The sequence below is a fragment of the Rhizobium sp. 862_C5_N1_2 genome (genome assembly GCF_051811205.1).
Taxonomy (GTDB): Bacteria; Pseudomonadota; Alphaproteobacteria; order Rhizobiales; family Rhizobiaceae; genus Rhizobium; species Rhizobium leguminosarum.
In genome coordinates this window covers 4,439,339-4,460,171 of record NZ_JBPWPT010000001.1, presented here as the reverse complement: position 1 = coordinate 4,460,171, position 20,833 = coordinate 4,439,339, and the positions used below count along the sequence as shown (strand labels likewise).

The window sequence follows — 20,833 nt, the reverse complement described above, 5'->3', positions numbered from 1 at the left end:
TAGCCGAGCCGAACTAGGGTTCAGCCGAGATAATCGCGCTTGCCGATCGGAGCACCCTGGCTACGCAGGATGGCGTGGGCCGTCGCGACGTGGAAGTAGAAGTTCGGCAGGGCGAAGGTGGCGATGTATTCGTCACCCGGCAGCACGATACCACTCTTTCCCGGCAGGGTGATCTGGCGGGTTTGGGTGCCTTCCAGTGCTTCCGCCGAGAAGCCGGCGAGATAGGTTTCGGTCTTTGCCAGGCGCTCACGCAGGTCGTCGAACGTCGTTTCGTTGTCCTCGAACTTCGGGGCGTCGGTCGCCGTCAGGCGGGCGAGCGCAAATTTGGCGGTGTCGCTGGCGCGCTGATACTGGCCGGAGAGCGGCAGCATGTCGGGCGCAAGGCGAGCGGTGACCAATATGACGGGATCAATATTCTTTTCCTTCGCATAGGCTTCGGCCTTGTCGAGGTAGGTTTTCAGGCTGGCGAGACCGCGCTGGAACATCGGAACGGTGAGGCGATACATCGAAATGGACATCTGTCCTGTCTCCAAAATCTTCAAATGATTGGGTCGCGGCGAGAGATCGAAGGCGTCTGCGGCCGTGAGCCTGTCTTCGACCCTGCATAGATGGATGCTCGTTTCGTCTTTCACAACACCGGCAATGCGGGCCTCGGTCCTGAAGCCCGCATGGCATTGCGCTCTCATCCATATCTTGACGCCGCTAAAGATACTTGACGTCGCCCCCAGAAAATGGAATGAATATTCCGCAGAGCGGATTTGACGGTTTGTTTGTTCCGTTTTTGTGGAGCGCCGCGGGAGAGGTGGCGCGGGGAATTGCGGCTTCAGAGCAAATGCCTGGGGCTCCGGCGTGAGGAGGGTGCAGCCGGGCACCGCTTTGTGGAGGAAGTAAAATGAAAAAGTTTATCCTGGGCACTGCGATGGCGCTCGTCATGTCGACGGCGGCTCACGCGGAAACGGTCGGCGTCTCGATGGCGAAATTCGACGACAATTTCCTGACGGTTCTGCGTAACGGCATGACCGATTATGCAAAGACACTCAGCGGTGTGACGCTGCAGGTCGAAGACGCACAGAACGACGTTTCCAAGCAGCAGAGCCAGATCCAGAATTTCATCGCCTCCAAGGTCGATGCAATCATCGTCAACCCTGTCGATACCGATGCGACCACGGCAATGTCGAAGCTCGCGGCCGATGCCGGCATTCCGCTGGTTTACGTCAACCGTCAGCCGGTCAACGTCGACACGCTGCCGGACAAGCAGGCCTTCGTCGCTTCCAACGAGCAGGAATCCGGCACGCTGGAAACCAAGGAAATCTGCCGCATTCTCGGCGGCAAGGGCAAGGCCGTCGTGATCATGGGCGAGCTCTCCAACCAGGCTGCGCGCATGCGGACCCAGGACGTCCACGACGTCATCAAGACGGATGAATGCAAGGGCCTGGAGATCGTCGAAGAGCAGACGGCGAACTGGGACCGCACCCAGGGCGCCGACCTGATGACCAACTGGCTCTCCAGCGGCATCGAATTCGACGCTGTGATCTCCAACAACGACGAAATGGCGATCGGCGCCATCCAGGCGCTGAAGGCAGCCGGCAAGGATATGACCAAGGTTGTCGTCGGCGGTGTCGACGCCACGCAGGACGCGCTTGCCGCCATGCAGGCGGGTGATCTCGACGTCACGGTGTTCCAGGATGCCGCCGGCCAGGGCAAGGGCTCGCTCGATGCAGCGCTCAAGCTCGCCAAGGGCGAAAAGATCGACAAGAAGGTCTACATTCCCTTCCAGCTCGTGACGCCCGCCAACGTCAAGGACTTCGTCACCAAGAACTGAGGCGAAGGCCAAGCAGGATGCGGGCAAAGCCCGCATCCTTTTCGCCTACCCGTATCCGGAGGAGATGATATGGCCGTCAGCCCGACAACCATGGCCGCTGTGCGCGCGAGCGGCGCAGTTCCGAATGCGGAATATCTCTTGAGCGCCGAGGGTGTCCGCAAGGAGTTTCCTGGTGTCGTCGCCCTCGACGACGTGCAGTTCCGACTGAAGCGCGCTTCCGTGCATGCGCTGATGGGCGAAAACGGCGCCGGCAAATCGACTTTGATGAAGATCCTCGCCGGTATCTACACGCCCGACAAGGGCGATATTCGCCTGAAGGGGATCGAAATCCAGCTGAAATCTCCGCTCGACGCGCTGGAGAACGGCATTGCCATGATCCATCAGGAACTGAACCTGATGCCGTTCATGACGGTTGCCGAAAATATCTGGATTCGCCGCGAACCGAAGAACCGCCTCGGCTTCATTGATCACGGCGTGATGCACCGCATGACCGAGGAGTTGTTTACCCGGCTCAATATCGCAATCGATCCTGATATCGAGGTCCGGTTCCTGTCGGTCGCCAACCGGCAGATGGTCGAGATCGCCAAGGCGGTTTCCTATAATTCCGACGTGTTGATCATGGACGAGCCGACTTCGGCGCTGACGGAGCGCGAGGTCGAGCATCTTTTCCGTATCATCCGCGACCTCAAGGCCCAGGGCATCGGCATCGTCTACATCACCCATAAGATGAACGAGCTCTTCGAGATCGCCGATGAGTTCTCCGTCTTCCGTGACGGCCGATATATCGGCACGCATGCCTCGACCGACGTCACCCGCGACGACATCATCCGGATGATGGTCGGGCGCGAGATCACCCAGATGTTTCCCAAGGAAGAGGTGCCGATCGGCGAGGTCATGCTCTCCGTCAAGGATCTGTGTCTCAACGGCGTTTTCAAGAACGTCTCCTTCGAGGTCAGGGCCGGCGAAATCCTCGGTGTGGCCGGCCTGGTCGGCTCCGGCCGGTCGAATGTCGCCGAAACGCTGTTTGGCGTGACGCCGGCAAGTTCCGGCTCGACCGAGCTCTACGGCAAGCCGGTGACCATTTCTTCGCCGACCGAGGCCATCCGCAATCGGATGGCGTTCCTGACCGAAGACCGGAAAGATACCGGCTGCCTGTTGATCCTCGATATTCTCGAGAACATGCAGATCGCCGTTCTGCAGGACAGATACGTCAAGGGCGGCTTCGTGCAGCAGGGCGCAGTCGAGGCAACCTGCGAAGACATGGCAAAAAAGCTGCGCGTGAAAACGCCCAATCTTTACGAGCGGGTGGAAAATCTTTCGGGCGGCAATCAACAGAAGGTGCTGATCGGCCGCTGGCTGCTCACCAATCCGCGCATCCTCATCCTTGACGAGCCGACGCGCGGCATCGATGTCGGCGCCAAGGCGGAAATCCACCGGTTGGTCGTGGAGATGGCGCGAAACGGCGTGGCGGTGGTGATGATCTCGTCCGAGATGCCCGAGGTTCTCGGCATGAGCGACCGCATCATGGTCATGCACGAGGGACGCGTGACCGGTTTCCTCAATCGCGACGAAGCAACGCAGATAAAGGTGATGGAGCTGGCTGCGCAGTGATGCGTCGACGGCGATCGTCCAAGGGAGGTTTGACATGACTACCAAGGCAGCAGAGAGCGCGGCTCCGCTCGCAACCCGGCAAAGGCGGCGGCGCATACCGACGGAACTCAGCATTTTCCTCGTGCTCGTCGGCATCGCACTCATCTACGAAGTGCTCGGCTGGATGTTCATCGGCCAAAGCTTCCTGATGAATTCGCAGCGTCTGACGATCATGATCCTGCAGGTCTCCGTCATCGGCATCATCGCCGTCGGCGTCACGCAGGTCATCATCACCGGCGGCATCGACCTTTCGTCAGGTTCGGTCGTCGGCATGACGGCGATGATCGCAACGAGCTTTGCCCAGTCCTCGACCTGGGGACGGGCCGTCTTTCCCTCGCTGACCGACCTGCCGGCTTTCGTGCCCATCGTCGTCGGTCTGCTGATCGGGGCGGCGGCCGGCCTCGCGAACGGCGCGCTCATCGCCTACACGAAGATCCCGCCGTTCATTGCCACGCTTGGTATGTTCGTTTCGGCCAGAGGCGTGGCGAAGTGGTATACGAAGGGACAGCCGGTTTCCGGGATCACCGAGCAGTTTCATTTCATCGGAACGAAAGCCTGGCCGGTTGTCGTCTTCCTGGTCGTTGCACTGATCTTTCATATCGCGCTGCGCTACACCCGCTACGGCAAGTTCACCTATGCCATCGGCGCGAATCCGCAGGCCGCGCGTGTTTCCGGCATCAACATCGAGGCGCATCTCGTCAAGGTCTATGTGATTGCGGGATTGCTTGCCGGCCTTGCCGGTATCGTCACCGCGGCACGTGCGGAAACCGCACAGGCCAGCATGGGTGTCGGATATGAACTTGACGCGATCGCCGCGACCGTCATCGGCGGCACTTCGCTCACCGGCGGTGTCGGGCGCATTACCGGCACAGTCATCGGCACCATCATTCTCGGCGTTATGACCTCCGGCTTCACCTTCCTCAGGATCGACGCCTACTACCAGGAGATCGTCAAGGGCCTCATCATCGTCGCGGCTGTTGTCATCGACGTCTACAGACAGAAGAAACGGCGCAAGCACTAATTTCCGGCAGCGTGATCCGATAGTTTTGCGGGGGCCTCGGCCCCCGTTCCGTTTTGAGAGCATGATGCCGAAGAATGTGAGCGGTTTTCGGACGACATCACGCTCTAACTATTTAACTTAGAAGAGCATTCAGATTTTAAGCCGAACTGGCCGAAAATCATCCTGTTCCAGCGTCGATGACGGATTTTTAAAAAAAGAGGTGGCGAATTCCGTCAGCTTTTCTATTCTGCCGCTTCATTCGCCCGCTCGGGCAGCGCAGGAAGACAGATGCAATTCGTATTTGACGGTCACAACGACGTTCTCCTTCGACTCTGGACACATTCAAAAGACGGCAGCGACCCGATCGCGGAATTCGCAGACGGCACGACGGTCGGCCATATCGATGCGCGTCGCGCCAGAGAGGGCGGTCTTTCGGGCGGTCTCTGCGCCATCTACATTCCCTCGGGCGATCTCGTCTTTGCCGATCCGGATGCTAACGGTCGCTATATCACGCCGATGGCGGCACCTCTTGACCCGCTGCCTTCCCTTGCCATCGCCAATGAAATGGCGGCGATCGCGCTGCGGCTCGACGAGGCTGGCGCCTGGCGGCTCTGCCGGACGGTGAAGGATATCCGCGGCGCCATGGCGGATAACATTTTTGCCGCCGTCATGCATATGGAAGGTTGCGAGGCGATCGGCGCCGATCTCTCGGCGCTCGAGGTATTCTACGCGGCGGGGCTGCGGTCGCTCGGGCCGGTCTGGAGCCGGCACAATGTCTTCGGGCACGGCGTGCCCTTCGCCTTCCCAATGTCGCCGGACACGGCGCCCGGCCTGACCGATGCCGGCTTCGCGCTGGTCAGGGAATGCAATCGCCTCGGCGTCCTGATCGACCTTGCTCATATCACCGAGAAGGGTTTCTGGGACGTGGCGAAGACGACGGATCAGCCGTTGGTCGCCACTCATTCCAATGCCCACGCCCTGACGCCGGTCGCGCGCAACCTGACAGACAGGCAGCTCGATGCGATCCGCGAAAGCCGCGGGCTCGTCGGCATCAATTATGCCACCGCCATGCTGCGTGCCGACGGCCGCTCGGACAGCGATACGCCGCTTGCCGACATGATCCGCCATATCGACTATCTCGTGAACCGCATCGGCATCGACTGCGTGGCGCTCGGATCGGATTTCGACGGGGCCACCATTCCAGAGGAAATCGGTGATGCGGCTGGCAATCAGAAGCTGATTGCCGCTCTCAAGGAGGTTGGCTATGCTGATGCCGACCTCGCAAAACTTGCCCGTGAAAACTGGCTTCGCATTCTGGCCCAAGCTTGGCGGGAGGACCGCGCCTAAGCCTTTCCTAATCCAATCAAAAAACAGGGGAACAGACCATGATGATGACCAAACTCAGCCGCAATTTTCGCATGCTATCCGCCGGAGCCGCGCTTTCGCTCCTGATGATGGCGGCACCTGCCGCCTTCGCCGAGACGCCGAAGGATACGCTGGTCGAAGGAGTTGCCATCGACGATATCATCACGATGGATCCTGGCGAGGCTTTCGAGCTTTCGACGGCTGAAATCACCACCAACAGCTACAGTCTGCTCGTTCGTCTCGACATGGACGATACGTCGAAGGTGAAGGGCGATCTGGCCGAGAGCTGGAGCGTTTCCGATGATGGCCTCACCTATACGTTCAAGCTGAAGTCAGGCCTGAAATTCGCCTCCGGCAACCCGGTCACCGCCGAAGACGTCGCCTGGTCCTTCGAACGCGCCGTCAAGCTCGACAAGAGCCCGGCCTTCATCCTCACCCAGTTCGGCCTGACCGGCGACAATGTCACGGAAAAAGCCAAGGCTGCCGATGCCGGCACTTTCGTCTTCACGGTCGACAAGGCCTATGCGCCGAGCTTCGTGCTCAACTGCCTGACGGCAACCGTCGCGTCCGTCGTCGACAAGAAGCTGGTGCTGGAGCATGTGAAGGCGGTGACGCCGGATGCCGAGCACAAATACGACAATGATTTCGGCAATGAGTGGTTGAAGACCGGCTATGCCGGTTCCGGCGCCTATAAGATGCGCGAATGGCGCGCCAACGAAGTCGTGGTGCTGGAGCGCAATGACAATTATTACGGCGACAAGCCGAAGCTCAATCGCGTCATCTATCGCTACATGAAGGAAAGTTCGGCCCAGCGGCTAGCGCTCGAAGCAGGCGACATCGATATCGCCCGCAATCTCGAGCCGGGCGACCTCGATGCCGTTGCGAAGAATGCCGATCTGGCGACGACGAGTGCGCCGAAAAGCACGATCTATTATGTCAGCCTGAACAACAAGAACGAGAACCTGAAGAAGCCGGAAGTCCAGGAAGCTTTTAAGTATCTGGTCGACTACGACGCGATCGGTGCGACTTTGATCAAAGGGATCGGCGAAATCCACCAGACTTTCCTGCCAAAGGGACAGCTCGGTGAGCTCGACGAGAATCCCTACAAGCTCGATGTCGCCAAGGCCAAGGAACTGCTCGCCAAGGCCGGCGTACCCGATGGTTTCTCGATCACCATGGACGTGCGCAACACGCAGCCGGTGACGGGCATTGCCGAATCCATGCAGCAGACGCTGGCACAGGCCGGCGTCAAGATGGAAATTATCCCCGGCGACGGCAAGCAGACGCTGACCAAATATCGTGCCCGCACCCACGATATGTATATCGGCAACTGGGGTTCTGATTATTTCGACCCGAATTCCAATGCCGACACCTTCACCGGCAACCCCGACAATTCCGATGCAGGCACGGTGAAGACGCTCGCATGGCGCAACACCTGGGAAGCGCCGGAACTCGACAAGCAAGCCAAGGCCGCACTTCTGGAACGCGACGGCGCCAAGCGCGCCGCCATGTACCAGGATATCCAGAAGAAGTACCTGGCAAACAGCCCCTTCGTCTTCATCTTCCAGCAGATCGAAGTGGCCGGCTACCGCAAGAGCCTGAAGGACTTCAAACTGGGTCCGAGCTTCGACACCAATTTCGTCGGTCCGATCGCCAAGGAATAATCCGGCAGGATTGAGTACTTGAGCACCGTCGAAACAACGCAGGAGGCGCGGCCCCGAAAGGGCCGTGCCGGCGCCTTTGCAAAGGCGTTAGGGCGGTTTTTGTTTGCCGCCGTCACCACCTATCTCGGCCTGCTGGCCGTCACCTTCTTCATCGGCCGCGTCGTGCCGATCGATCCCGTGCTCGCCATCCTTGGCGATCGCGCGCCCAACCATGTCGTCGAGCGCGTGCGCCAGGAGATGGGCTTCAACCTGCCGCTCTACCAGCAGTTCTTCATCTATATCAAAGGCATCCTGTCCGGCGATTTCGGCAATTCGGTCCTGACGACCAATCCGGTGATGGTCGATATTCGCCGTGCATTTCCGGCGACAGTGGAGCTCGCGACGCTCGGAACGCTGATCGGCGCTTTCGTCGGCGTGCCGCTCGGGGTTCTCGCCGCGGTGCGCCGCGGCAGCATCGTCGACCAGGTGGTGCGGGTCATTGGCTTGATCGGTTATTCGGTGCCGATCTTCTGGCTGGCGCTGATCTCGCTTGTGATCTTCTATGCGCAACTGCGCTGGGTGGCCTTTCCCGGCCGCATCGACATCGTCTTCGAATATACGTTCACGCCGATCACCGGCTTCTACCTGCTGGACAGTGCCTGGCAGGGGCAATGGGATGTGTTCTACGATGTGTTCCGCCACATCATCCTGCCCGCATCCCTGCTCGGCTACTTCTCGCTTGCCTATATCAGCCGGATGACGCGCAGCTTCATGCTGAACGAGCTTTCCCAGGAATATATCGTCGCCGTACGTGCCAAGGGGCTTTCGGAAACGCGGGTGATCTGGGGCCATGCACTGCGCAATGCCGCCGTGCCGCTCGTTACCGTCATTGCGCTTTCCTATGCCGGCCTGCTCGAGGGATCGGTGCTGACCGAGACCGTCTTTTCCTGGCCAGGCATCGGGCTCTACATCACCAATTCGCTGCAGAACGCCGACATGAACGCCGTGCTCGGCGGCACGATCGTCATCGGTACGGTCTTCATCGGTATCAACCTTCTGTCCGATCTTCTCTACCGGACGCTCGACCCGAGGACGCGAAACCGATGACGGCCAATGCCAGCCCATCTCCTGCGATGAGCCGCCGCGAATGGCTGCTTTCCGACCGGCCGCAATCGCGCCTGCAGGCCCGCCTCGGCCGCACCTATGTCACCTGGCGGCAGTTTACGGCAAACAGGCTCGCCGTCGTTGGTCTGCTGATCATCGTGGCGCTGCTTTTCATCGCCGCCTTTGCCGATGTGCTCGCCACGCACAATCCCGTTGTCGGCGATCTGCGCAACGCCCGCCTGCTGCCGCCCGGCACGGGGGAATTCTGGCTCGGTTCGGATGACCAGGGCCGTGATATTTATTCGCGGCTGATCTACGGATCGCGATTGACGCTCCTTGTCGTCGCGCTCGTCGCCATCATCTCGGCGCCGATCGGGTTGATCGTCGGCACCGTCTCCGGTTATGCCGGAGGCTGGGTGGATGCGACGCTGATGCGCATCACCGATATTTTCCTTGCCTTTCCGAAGCTGGTGCTGGCGCTCGCCTTCGTCGCAGCCCTCGGTCCCGGCATCCAGAATGCGATCATCGCCATCGCCATCACCTCCTGGCCGCCCTATGCGCGCATCGCTCGTGCCGAGACGCTGGCGGTCCGGCGTTCCGACTATATTTCGGCGGTGAAGCTGATGGGTGCCTCGCCGCTTCGCATTGTCGTGCGCCATGTCATGCCGCTCTGCATTTCCTCGCTGATCGTGCGCGTGACGCTCGACATGGCGGGCATCATCCTGACGGCGGCCGGTCTCGGTTTCCTCGGCCTCGGGGCGCAGCCGCCGTTGCCGGAATGGGGTGCGATGATCGCCTCGGGCCGGCGCTTCATCCTCGATCAATGGTGGGTCGCGGCGATGCCCGGCATCGCCATCCTCATCGTCAGCCTCGGCTTCAATCTCCTCGGCGACGGCCTGCGCGACGCGCTCGATCCGAAGGAGAGCGGCCAATGACGACACTTCTGACGGTGGACAAGCTCAAGGTCAGCTACCCCACGCGCACGGGCGTGATCGAGGCCGTGCGCGGCGTCTCCTTCACGCTCGGCAAGGAAAGGCTCGGCATCGTCGGCGAATCCGGTTCCGGCAAGTCGCAGACCGGACGGGCGATCATGGGCCTGACGCCGAAACACGGCATCGTCACGGCCGACAGGCTTGATTTCAACGGCATCGATCTGATCAATGCGTCTGCCGGCGAAAGGCGCAGGCTGCGGGGCAAGCGCATCGCCATGATCCTGCAGGATCCGAAATATTCGCTCGATCCCGTCATGTCGATCGGACGGCAGATCTGCGAGACGCTGCGCACACATGAGAAGGTCGGCAAGGCGGAGGCGCGCGAGCGCGCGCTCGCCATGCTGGAAGCGGTGCAGATCCGCGACCCGAAGCGTGTCTTCGACCTGCATCCGCACGAGGTTTCGGGCGGCATGGGGCAGCGGGCGATGATCGCCATGATGCTCATTGCCGGACCTGAGCTGCTGATTGCCGACGAGCCGACCTCGGCGCTCGACGTGACGGTGCAGCTCGACGTGCTGAGGATCATGGACAAGCTGGTGTCCGAGCGCGGCATGGGGCTGATCTTCGTCTCCCACGATCTGAGGCTGGTCTCTTCCTTCTGCGACCGCGTCATCGTCATGTATGCCGGAAAGATCGTCGAGGAACTGGCGGCGGCCGATCTCAAACATGCGCAGCATCCCTATACGCAAGGACTGCTGAATTGCATGCCCGAGATCGGTGCAAACCGCCATCCGCTGCCGGTGCTCGACCGCAAGCCGGAGTGGGCGGCATGAGCGCAGCTCTTCAAGTCGACAATCTCAGCGTCGTCTACGACCATTTTCATGCGCTGAAGGATGTCAGCATCGCCGTCGAACGCGGCGAATCCTTTGGCCTCGTCGGTGAGTCCGGCTCGGGAAAATCGACCTTGCTGCGGGCCGTTGCCGGACTTGCGCCGGTAAGCGGCGGCGCGATCCACATCGACGACGAAGTGTTGAAAGGGTCGAAACGCAGTAAGTCTTTCTACCGGCGCGTGCAAATGGTCTTCCAGGATCCTTATGGTTCGCTGCATCCGCGCCAGACCATCGACCGGCTTCTGCTCGAACCGCTTGCAATCCACGGCATCGCCGACAGCGAGAAGCGCATCGCCCGGGCGCTCGACGAGGTCGGCCTCGGCAATGGTTTCCGTTTCCGCTACCCGCACCAGCTCTCCGGCGGCCAGCGCCAGCGTGTGGCGATCGCCCGGGCGCTGATCGTGGAACCGTCGATCCTGCTGCTCGACGAGCCGACATCGGCGCTCGACGCCTCGGTGCAGGCCGAGGTGCTGAACCTGCTGGAGCAGATCCGACGCGACCGCAAGCTCACCTTCGTGATGGTGAGCCACGATCTCGGTGTCGTCACCCATATGTGTGAGCGGCTCGCCGTGATGCGCAACGGCGCCGTCGTCGAGCGGTTGAGCTCGCAGGAACTGGCGAAGGGTGCGGTTCATGAGGACTATACGAGAAATTTGATGATCGCGAGCAAGGGTTTCGTGAAAGCCTGAAAGCCAATCTTTTCAAACCTTTGAAAAGAAAAGATCGGCGGCGCTGTTAAGGATAATGTTTTCCTAAAAGACGACCATTCGACTAGACTATTGACAGCTGCCTTGCTTCTGTCATGATCCCGTTAACGTTTGTTAGCTTTCGTGATCGATGGAGGTTGAAGCATGTTCTTTCTCGGTGGGATGACCATGGGCTACCTCGATCCTCCGGTGAAAACCGATCGCCGGGAGCAGATTTCGGTATCCCTTCCCGCGGAAAAGGACCGTCGGCTGATCGAGACTTCCTCCAACCCGCCTGAGAAGGAGAGTGCCGTCGAGCGCTCGTTGATCTGGGCATGGCGCACGCTCTGCTAAAAGGGCTGGTTGAATTTTCTCTTCCGTTCGCTCTAGACGGAATTTTATCTCTACCTACTTGATAGAGAAAATAAGAATATAAGCGCGAGCCGCACAACCGGCCGCACGAGAACAACGGAGGCGACATATGGCAGATCTGGGTATTTCGCATGCTCACGTGAACCAGTATGGTTCCGTACCGACCAAGAAGCCGCTCACCACGCGCCACAGGCTTCAGACGGTGCTTCATGGAGCGATCTTCACCGCGGCGTTCCTGTTCGTCGTGGCCATGGTTTGCGGCGTCGTCGGGTAATCCGGTGGATGATTAAGCGTCGGCAGGTGCCGGCGCTGCGGCGGTTTCCGCCCTTATTGAATTCCGAACATTAATTTGTCTCGGCTTTCCCACTCATCATCATTCTTCTATTCTTTTCACGCCATCCAAAGCGCGCCACGGCGAACTTGCTCATGCGCGGGGTGCAAGCTCGCCCAAATCGCTGTCAGGCGTAGGATCTGGCGATCGTCTTCTTTTCTTTTTCTGAAATCGAAGCTGTTGATCGCCGGGACCAGGGGCCGGCATTTTCGTCATTCCCACCGCCCAGACAAGCTCGCCGGGCAAGCGGTGAACGCCTCTTGACTTGAATTATCCCGATAGTGTCCAAATTTTCGACATGGCTTTCGCGGAGAGGTATCGATGGTCTCGATCCTGTCGGGCCGCGTCCTGAACCAGGGCTTAGCCCGTCTGCATCGCTTGCCAAGTGTCGTTCACCCCCACTTCATCGATCTTTGAAGAATAGGGCTCCGTTCATGTAGCAGTCATGATAAGCAGTGCAAAAGGCTGAGCAAAACAGCCATAACTTCGTTTGGATCCAGAACCGAACCCATGTCTATTTCCAATCTTTCTCCGAGCCTTTCGCGCGAACCCGAGACGAAGCAGATCGATCATAACGATTCGATCCGCTCGACCTATCTTTCCATCGAGGACATCAAGGCGATGGGCGATGCGGTCGCCCGCAACGGCGTCGACAAGCTGCCGGCTTTCGCTCCCTTCGATTTCTTCGCCCGCCATAAGGAAAACGAGAAGGAAATTCTGCGCGTCTACCGGACCACGGCGACCGACGTCGAAGCCGGCGAGACGATCACGCCGGCGGCAGAATGGCTGCTGGACAATCATTATATCGTCGAGGAGGCGATCCAGGAGGTGCGGCGCGACTTCCCTCGCCGCTTCTATCGCGAATTGCCGACCATGGTCGTCGGCGGCGTCGAGGTGCCACGCACCCTCGTGCTTGCCTGGCTCTATGTCGCTCATACCCACAGCACGATATCGCAGGAAAGCCTGACGGCGCTGGTCGATGGCTTCCAGGCCAGCGAGACGCTCAGGATCGGCGAACTCTGGGCGTTGCCCTCCCTCGTGCGCTATGTGCTCGTCGAAAACCTTCGCCGCATTTCGAGCCGTGTCGAAGCTAGCCGCCGCCTGCGCCGCCGCGCCAACGAGGCGGCCGATGAATTGGTGCGCCTAACGGATCCAGCCGGGGCGACCGCCTATCTGAAGACGCTGGAATCGCTTGCCGAGGACAATACCTTCTCGACGCAGTTCCTCTATCGCCTGCGCGACGGCTCGCAGACGTCGAGCCTGGCGATCACTTGGCTCGACGCGCGGCTGGAAGAGCTCGGCCGCAACACCGAAGAGACGACGACGGCCGAACACAGCCGGCTCTCTTCCGGCAACGTGACGATGGGCAACATCATCCGCAGCCTTCGCGAGATCGATGACGCCGAATGGTCGGTCTGGGTCGAGCAGGTCAGCCATGTCGACAAGCTGCTCTGGGAGCATTCGGATTACGGCATCCTCGATTCCGGCTCGCGCAACAAATATCGCAAACAGATCGAGAAGCTGGCCAAGCGCTCGCCGCTGACGGAAATGGAAATCGCCCAGCTGGCGCTCGACATGACTGACGCCGCCAAGGCCTCCGACGAGCCGCAGCCGCACGAACCGAATGTCGGCGGCTTCCTGTCCGGCGCGCAGCGGCCGAAGCTCGAAGCACGGGCGAACTATCGCCCGACGGTCATCCAGCATTTTGTGCGCGCCGTGCGCCGGTTCAACTGGCTGGCGATTGCCGTGCCCGTCATGCTGCTGACCATCATCGCCATGGCGATCGTCGGCAAATTCATGGCGAATGCCGGCATGGGTGCGTTTGAAATCGCCCTGCTGCTGATCATGTTCTCGGTGCCGGCGTCGGAGGGGGCGACAGGTCTCTTCAACACCTTGCTATCCTTCTTCGTGACGCCGGCGCGCCTCGTCGGCTACGAGTTCAAGGAAGGCATTCCGGAAGATGCGCGCACGCTGCTCGTCGTGCCCTGCCTGATCTCGAACCGCGACAGCGTCGACGATCACGTTCGCAATCTCGAGGTTCATTATCTCGCCAATCCGCGCGGTGAGATCTATTTCGCGATGCTCAGCGACTGGCCGGACAGCGAGGTCGAGGAAACGCCTGCCGATCTCGAGGTTCTCGATTATGCCAGGCGCGAGATCGCCAATCTCTCCGCCCGCTATGCCTATGACGGCAAGACGCGTTTCTATCTGTTGCATCGCCGCCGCCTCTACAATCCCGCGGAAGGCGTCTGGATGGGCTGGGAGCGCAAGCGCGGCAAGCTGCACGAGCTGAACATGCTTCTGCGCGGCGACCGCGACACGACCTATCTGCCGGGCGCCAATACCGTGCCGGCCAATGTGCAATATGTCATGACGCTCGATGCCGATACGCGCCTGATGCGCGATGCCGTCACCAAGCTCGTCGGCAAGCTCTATCATCCGATCAACCGCCCGGTCATCAATCCGAAAACCGGCCGCGTCGAAAGCGGCTATGGCGTCTTGCAGCCGCGGGTCACCCCGTCGCTGACGACAGGCAAGGACGCGTCGGTCTTCCAGCGCGTCTTTTCGATCAACCGTGGCCTCGATCCTTACGTCTTCACCGTTTCCGACGTCTATCAGGATCTCGCCGGCGAAGGCACCTTCACCGGCAAGGGCCTTTACCATGTAGATGCCTTCGAAGCGTCGTTGAAGGGCCGGATCGACGAGAACTCCGTGCTCAGCCACGATCTTCTCGAAGGCTCGATGGCGCGTTGCGCGCTCGTCACCGATCTCGAACTGGTGGAGGATTTCCCGATCCGCTACGAGGTGGAAACCTCGCGCCAGCATCGCTGGGCACGCGGCGACTGGCAGCTTCTCCCCTACATGTTCAATCCGAAATACGGCGTCACGGCACTCGGCCGTTGGAAGATGTTCGACAATCTGCGCCGCTCGCTGACGCCGATCGCCTGGTTCTTCGCCTCCGTGCTCGGCTGGTATTTCATGGGTCCGCTCGGCGCGCTGATCTGGCAGATTCTGCTGATCTTCTGCCTCTTCGTCGCGCCGACGCTGTCGCTCATCAACGGCATCATCCCGCGCACCAGCGATATCATCGCCCGCGCCCATCTCTATACGGTCTGGTCCGATATCACGGCCGCCAATGCCCAGGTTGCGTTGCGCATCGTCTTCATCGCCGATTCGGCTTGCATGATGGCGGATGCGATCGGCCGTTCGCTCTATCGCCTGTTCGTCAGCCGCAAGCTGATGCTGCAGTGGCGGACCGCTGCCAGCGTTCAGGCCGGCGGCCAGGGCACGTTGATCTCCTATTACAAGGCGATGTGGCATGCACCGGCGTTGGCGCTGCTGGCGCTCGGTTTCGCAGCTCTTCCCGGCGACAACGCCTTCCTTGTCGGCATTCCCTTCGCGCTGCTGTGGATCCTGTCGCCTGTTGTCGCCTGGTATGTCAGCCAGTCGGCGGAGACCGAGGACCGGCTCGAGGTCGCCGATTCCGTGTCGAGCGAACTGCGCAAGATCGCCCGGCGCACCTGGCGTTATTTCGAGACCTTCACGACGGCCGAGCAGAACTATCTGCCGCCGGACAATATCCAGGAAACGCCGCATGTGATTGTCGCGGCGCGCACCTCGCCGACCAATATCGGCGTCTATCTGCTTTCCGTCGTTTCCGGCCGGCATTTCGGCTGGTTCTCCTTCGAGGAGACGCTCGAACGGCTGGAGCAGACGATCGCGACGATCGACAGAATGGAGAAATTCCGCGGCCATCTGTTCAACTGGTATCACACCGATACGCTGCAGACGCTAGGCCCCCGTTACGTCTCGGCCGTCGACAGCGGCAATCTCGCCGGCCATCTGATCGCCATTTCGTCGGCCTGCCGCAACTGGGCCGAGGCGCCGTCCGCCCATATGCAGGGCAATCTCGACGGCGTCGGCGACACGGCCGGCATTCTCCGAGAAGTGTTGGCGGATCTGCCCGATGACCGCAAGACCGTGCGCCCGCTGCGCCGGCGCCTGGAGGAGCGCATCGTCGGCTTCCAGAACGCGCTTGCCGCCGTCAAACGCGAGCACGAATTCGCCTCGATCCGCATCATCAACCTTGCGGTTCTCGCGCGCGACATCGAGAAGCTCGCTGCCAATCTCGACCATGAGGTCAAGTCGAAGCAGAGCGAAGAGGTCACCCAATGGGCGGCATCCCTGGTGAAGGTCTGCGAGGCGCATATTTCCGACAGCACCTTCGACCTTTCCAAAGTCGATGCGCTGCGGCCGCGCCTGGTAGCGCTGCGCGACAAGGCGCGCGATCTCGCCTTCTCGATGGATTTCGGCTTCCTGTTCCGGCCGGAACGGCGTCTGCTGTCGATCGGCTATCGCGTCGAAAGCGGTGAACTCGACCAGGCCTGTTATGACCTTCTCGCCTCGGAATGCCGCCTGACCAGCCTCTTCGGCATCGCCAAGGGCGACCTGCCGACGGAACACTGGTACCGCCTCGGCCGCCAGGTCGTGCCTGTGGGGTCGCGCGGTGCGCTGGTTTCCTGGTCCGGCTCGATGTTCGAATATCTGATGCCGCCGCTCGTCATGCAGGAGCGCGGCGGGGGTATTCTCAACCAGACCAACAATCTGGTCGTCGTCGAGCAGATGAATTACGCCCGCAAGCTCGGTATTCCCTGGGGCATTTCGGAAGCGGCCTTCAATGCCCGCGACCATAACCTCAATTATCAGTACACGAATTTCGGCGTGCCCACGCTCGGTCTGAAGCGCGGCCTCGGCCACAATGCCGTCATCGCGCCCTATGCCTCGCTGCTTGCCAGCCAGTACGATCCGCCGGCCGCGCTGGAAAACCTGCAAAAGTTGCGCAAGCTCGGCGCACTCGGCAAGTTCGGCTTCCATGACGCCGTCGATTTCACGCCGACGCGCGTGCCGGAAGGCAAGAAATGCGCGGTGGTCTACAATTATTATGCCCATCACCACGGCATGTCGATCGCGGCGGTCGCCAACGTCGCCTTCAACGGTCATCTGCGCGAGCTCTTCCACGCCGATCCCGTCATCGAGGCGGCGGAGTTGCTGCTGCAGGAAAAGGCGCCGCGCGACATTCCCGTCATGAGCGGCAAGCATGAATCCGACACACCGGCCAGCATCCAGGACGATCTCCTGCGGCCCGAGCTCAGGAAGATCAGCGATCCGGCTTCCCGTGACCGCGAACTCGTCTTCCTGTCGAACGGTCATTATTCGGTGATGCTGACGGCGACGGGCGCCGGTTATTCCCGCTGGAACAATCTTTCCGTTTCCCGCTGGAAGCCTGATCCGACTGAAGACCGCTGGGGCAGCTTCATCTTCCTGCGCGATACTGCCACCAACGAATGGTGGTCGGCGACATCAGAGCCGAAGGGTGTCGAAGGCGAAAAGATCAAGGTCGAATTCGCCGACGAGAAGGCGCAGTTCACCAAGATGGTCGGCGACCTCACAAGCGAGGTGGAATGCATCGTCGCGACCGAGCATGATGCCGAGGCCCGTCGCGTCACGCTGCTCAACATGGGCACGGAGGACCGTTTCATCGAGGTCACCTCCTATCTCGAACCGGTGATTACCTCCGACGATACCGACAATGCGCATCCGGCATTCGCCCGCATGTTCGTCAAGACAGAGATCGGCAAGCGCGGCGACGTCATCCGCGCCGAACGCAACAAGCGCGACCCGAACGAGCCTAATATCAGCATCGCACATCTGATCGTCGACAATGCCGGCGACACCCGCCATACCGAATTCGAGACCGACCGGCGCAAGTTCATCGGCCGCGGCCGCAGCCTCGCCGATGCGGCGGCCTTCGATCCGGGTGCCACGCTTTCCGGCAGCGACGGCTTCATGCTCGATGCCGTCATGTCGCTGCGTCGCACCGTCCGCGTACCGGCCGGCAAGAAAGTCAGCGTGATCTTCTGGACGATTGCGGCGCCAAGCCGCGAGGAAGTCGACAAGGCGGTCAATCGTTACCGTCATCCCGATGCCTTCACCCACGAGCTCGTCCAGGCCTGGACACGCACGCAGGTGCAGATGCGCCATGTCGGCGTCACCTCCCAGCAGGCGGCCGCCTTCCAGCATCTCGGGCGCTATCTCGTCTATCCCGACATGCAACTGCGCAAGGACGAGGCGACCGTCGAGGCCGGCCTACAGTCGCAATCGGCGCTCTGGCCGCTGGCGATCTCCGGCGACTTCCCGATCTTCACGCTGCGCATCAACGACGACATGGATCTCGACATCGCCCGCGAGGCGCTGCTGGCGCAGGAATATCTGCGCTCGCGCGGCGTCACCGCCGATCTCGTCATCATGAACGAACGCGCTTCGTCCTATGCGCAGGACATGCAGCATGCGCTCGACGCCATGTGCGAAAACGTGCGCCGCATGGGCCAGGCCGACGGGTTGCGCCAGCATATCTTTGCGGTTCGCAAGGACCTGATGGAAGAAGCCACTTATCATGCGCTGATCGCGGCTTCCCGCGTCACGCTGCACACCAAGAACGGCAAGGTGGTCGACCAGATCAATCGCGCCGTCGCGCTGTTTGCACCCTCCAAGGAGGAACTGCAGGAGATGGAACGGGTCGAGCGCAACAAGGCCCCCGTCAAGCGTGTTGCGCCGGTGCCGCCACCTGTCGTGCCCGCCGTCATCATCGAGGAGGAAGGCGATCTCGACTTCTGGAACGGCATCGGCGGCTTTGCCCGCGACGGACGCGAATATGTCGTTCGGCTGCCTGGAGGTCATGCGACGCCGCAGCCCTGGATCAATGTCATTTCCAACGACAGCTTCGGCTTCCACGTGTCGGCCGAGGGTTCGGGTTTCACCTGGAGCGTCAATTCGCGCGACTATCAGCTGACCTCCTGGTCGAACGATGCGGTGGTCAACCGTTCGGGCGAGGCGTTCTATCTCACCGATCTGGACAGCGGTGCCGTCATGACGCCGTTCGCAGCGCTTTCCCGCCGGCCGGACATCCGTTTCGAAGCCCGCCACGGGCTCGGTTATTCCGTCTTCTCCAGCGTTCAGCACGATATCGCGCTCGAACTGACGCAGACGATCGACCGCGAAAAGCCGGTGAAACTGCAGCGCCTGCGCCTGCGCAACACCGGTTCGATCGGCCGCAAGCTGCGTCTCTACGGTTATGTCGAATGGATTCTCGGCAGCAATCCAGGACGCACGGTGCCTTTCATCCTGTCGAGCCATGATGAGGAGACGGGGGCGCTGTTTGCCACCAATCCCTACAGCATCGATTTTTCCAACCGCACCGCCTTCTTCGCGGCGAGCGAGACACTTTCGAGTTTCTCGGCAAGCCGGCGCGAATTCATCGGCAAGGCGGGGACGATCCAGGCACCGCAGGCCGTCACTTCCGCCGCCGCTCTTTCCGGCGCGACGGAACTCGATGGCGATCCGGCCGCGGCGCTTGCAATCGACATCGAGCTCGGCGCCGGCGAAGAGCGCGACTTCACATTCTTCCTCGGCGATACGCCGACGGAAGAAGAAGCGCGCACTGTCATCGCCGACATCCGCAAGGCTTCGTTCGACGAGACCGTCGAGGCAAACCGCGCCTTCTGGCGGGATTTCACCGGCAGGCTGCAGATATCGACGCCAGATCGCGGGATGAACAATCTCGTCAACACCTGGCTGCCCTATCAGAGCCTCGGCTGCCGCATCATGGCCCGCACCGCCTTCTACCAGGCAAGCGGCGCCTTCGGCTTCCGCGACCAGCTGCAGGACACGCTGGCCTTCGTGCTGCACGAGCCCTCGCTTGCCCGCCGCCAGATCCTGAATGCCGCTTCGCGGCAATTCCGCGAAGGCGATGTACAGCATTGGTGGCTGCCGGGAACGGGTGCGGGCGTGCGTACGCTGATCTCCGACGACGTCGTCTGGCTCGCTTACGCGATCCACCACTATTGCAGCGTCACCGGCGACAAAAACGTGCTCGACGAGGAGATCGCCTTCCTGGAAGGGCCAGCACGACTCGTTCTACAAGCCGGAGATCTCCGAGAACAAGGCGAGCGTCTACGAACACGCGGCGCTGGCGCTCGATCTCGCCATCGCTCGCAAGGGGGCCAACGGCCTGCCGCTGTTCCTTGGCGGCGACTGGAACGACGGCATGAACCGCGTCGGCGTCGGCGGGCGCGGCACCAGCGTCTGGCTCGGCTGGTTCCTGGCGGGGGCATTGCGCTCCTTCATTCCCTATGCCGACGAGCGTGGCGACACGGCCCGTGCAGAGCGCTGGTCGGCGCATCTCACCGAGCTGAAGAAGGCGCTGGAAACTGCAGCCTGGGATGGCGGCTACTATCGCCGCGGCACGTTCGACGACGGTGCGCTGCTCGGTTCCAGGGAAAGCCCCGAATGCCGGATCGATTCGATCGCGCAGTCCTGGAGCGTGCTGTCGGGCGAGGGCGATCCGGCCCGCGCGGTCACGGCGATGGATGCGGTGCTCGATCAGCTGGTCGACGAGGATGCCCGCATCATCCGGCTGTTCACGCCGCCTTTCGTCAATTCCGCCAGGGATCCCGGCTATATCAAGGCCTATCCGCCGGGCGTGCGCGAAAACGGCGGGCAATATACCCATGCCGCGACCTGGGTCGTGATGGCGCTGGCGGAGCTGAAGCGGGGCGACGATGCCTTCCGCTGCTTCCAGATCCTCAACCCGATCACCCATGCGCTCGACAAGGCTTCAGCGGAGCAATACCGCGTCGAACCCTATGTCGTTGCGGCCGACGTCTACGGAAACGAGCCTTATACGTCGCGCGGCGGCTGGACTTGGTATACCGGGTCAGCCGGCTGGCTCTATCGCGCCGCCGTCGAGGGCATCCTCGGTATCCGGCTGAAGGACGGCCGGATTTACGTGCGCCCGTCGCTCCCTTCGGAATGGGACGGTTTTGCGGCAGAGGTGGAGCAAGGCGGCGGCAAATACCGCATTTCGGTCTCAAAAGCGTCCAATGGCAGCGGCTACACTCTGTCAATCAACGGCTGCGAAGTCACCGATCCCGAAGAGGGATATCCGCTCGGATAACAGCGTTCTCCACGCTGAAAAAGAC

The 20,833-nt window shown here is 61.1% G+C and carries 12 protein-coding genes and 1 pseudogene; 12 read left to right on the top strand and 1 reads right to left on the bottom strand.

Annotated features, from left to right (window positions below; translation table 11 throughout):
• Positions 1-20: 20 nt before the first annotated feature.
• Entirely contained in the window at positions 21-518 is a 498-nt protein-coding gene (locus ACD590_RS21950) for a DUF1993 domain-containing protein (protein ID WP_439003354.1), read from the bottom strand.
• Between the two features lie 374 nt (positions 519-892).
• Between ACD590_RS21950 and ACD590_RS21945 the strand changes: the two genes are divergently transcribed.
• The 12 genes and pseudogenes from ACD590_RS21945 (at position 893) to ACD590_RS21890 (ending at position 20,808) form a co-directional block, all read left to right on the top strand.
• Positions 893-1,822 carry a sugar ABC transporter substrate-binding protein gene (locus ACD590_RS21945; RefSeq protein ID WP_018244093.1) on the top strand — a complete coding sequence of 310 codons (930 nt, stop codon included), beginning with the start codon at positions 893-895 and terminating at the stop codon, positions 1,820-1,822.
• Positions 1,823-1,891: 69 nt separating this feature from the next.
• Positions 1,892-3,433, top strand: a complete 1,542-nt coding sequence (locus ACD590_RS21940) for a sugar ABC transporter ATP-binding protein (RefSeq protein WP_439003353.1) — start codon at positions 1,892-1,894, stop codon at positions 3,431-3,433.
• Between the two features lie 34 nt (positions 3,434-3,467).
• Positions 3,468-4,493, top strand: a complete 1,026-nt coding sequence (locus ACD590_RS21935) for an ABC transporter permease (RefSeq protein WP_018244091.1) — start codon at positions 3,468-3,470, stop codon at positions 4,491-4,493.
• A 267-nt stretch (positions 4,494-4,760) separates the two neighbouring features.
• The gene (locus tag ACD590_RS21930) at positions 4,761-5,819 is read left to right on the top strand and encodes a dipeptidase (RefSeq protein WP_131704840.1); all 1,059 of its coding nucleotides are present in this window, start codon (positions 4,761-4,763) and stop codon (positions 5,817-5,819) included.
• A 38-nt stretch (positions 5,820-5,857) separates the two neighbouring features.
• Positions 5,858-7,501, top strand: coding sequence for an ABC transporter substrate-binding protein (locus tag ACD590_RS21925; RefSeq protein WP_439003352.1), 1,644 nt, complete (start codon positions 5,858-5,860; stop codon positions 7,499-7,501).
• Between the two features lie 18 nt (positions 7,502-7,519).
• Complete coding sequence (locus ACD590_RS21920) at positions 7,520-8,587, top strand: ABC transporter permease (RefSeq protein ID WP_018244088.1); 1,068 nt, start codon at positions 7,520-7,522, stop codon at positions 8,585-8,587.
• Entirely contained in the window at positions 8,584-9,519 is a 936-nt protein-coding gene (locus tag ACD590_RS21915; RefSeq protein ID WP_168298839.1) for an ABC transporter permease, read from the top strand. The genes ACD590_RS21920 and ACD590_RS21915 overlap by 4 nt, the downstream gene beginning before the upstream one ends.
• Positions 9,516-10,349: an ABC transporter ATP-binding protein gene (locus tag ACD590_RS21910; protein WP_439003351.1), complete on the top strand. Its 834-nt coding sequence runs from the start codon at positions 9,516-9,518 to the stop codon at positions 10,347-10,349. Before ACD590_RS21915 ends, ACD590_RS21910 begins: the two co-directional genes overlap by 4 nt.
• A complete protein-coding gene (locus ACD590_RS21905; protein WP_168298838.1) occupies positions 10,346-11,095 on the top strand; it encodes an ABC transporter ATP-binding protein in 750 nt (249 codons plus the stop codon). The genes ACD590_RS21910 and ACD590_RS21905 overlap by 4 nt, the downstream gene beginning before the upstream one ends.
• Positions 11,096-11,257: 162 nt before the next feature.
• Positions 11,258-11,446 carry a hypothetical protein gene (locus ACD590_RS21900; RefSeq protein WP_028733602.1) on the top strand — a complete coding sequence of 63 codons (189 nt, stop codon included), beginning with the start codon at positions 11,258-11,260 and terminating at the stop codon, positions 11,444-11,446.
• A 127-nt stretch (positions 11,447-11,573) separates the two neighbouring features.
• Positions 11,574-11,738, top strand: coding sequence for a hypothetical protein (locus ACD590_RS21895; protein ID WP_018244083.1), 165 nt, complete (start codon positions 11,574-11,576; stop codon positions 11,736-11,738).
• A 567-nt stretch (positions 11,739-12,305) separates the two neighbouring features.
• Positions 12,306-20,808 (top strand): annotated as a pseudogene (locus ACD590_RS21890) (GH36-type glycosyl hydrolase domain-containing protein).
• Positions 20,809-20,833: the final 25 nt, after the last annotated feature.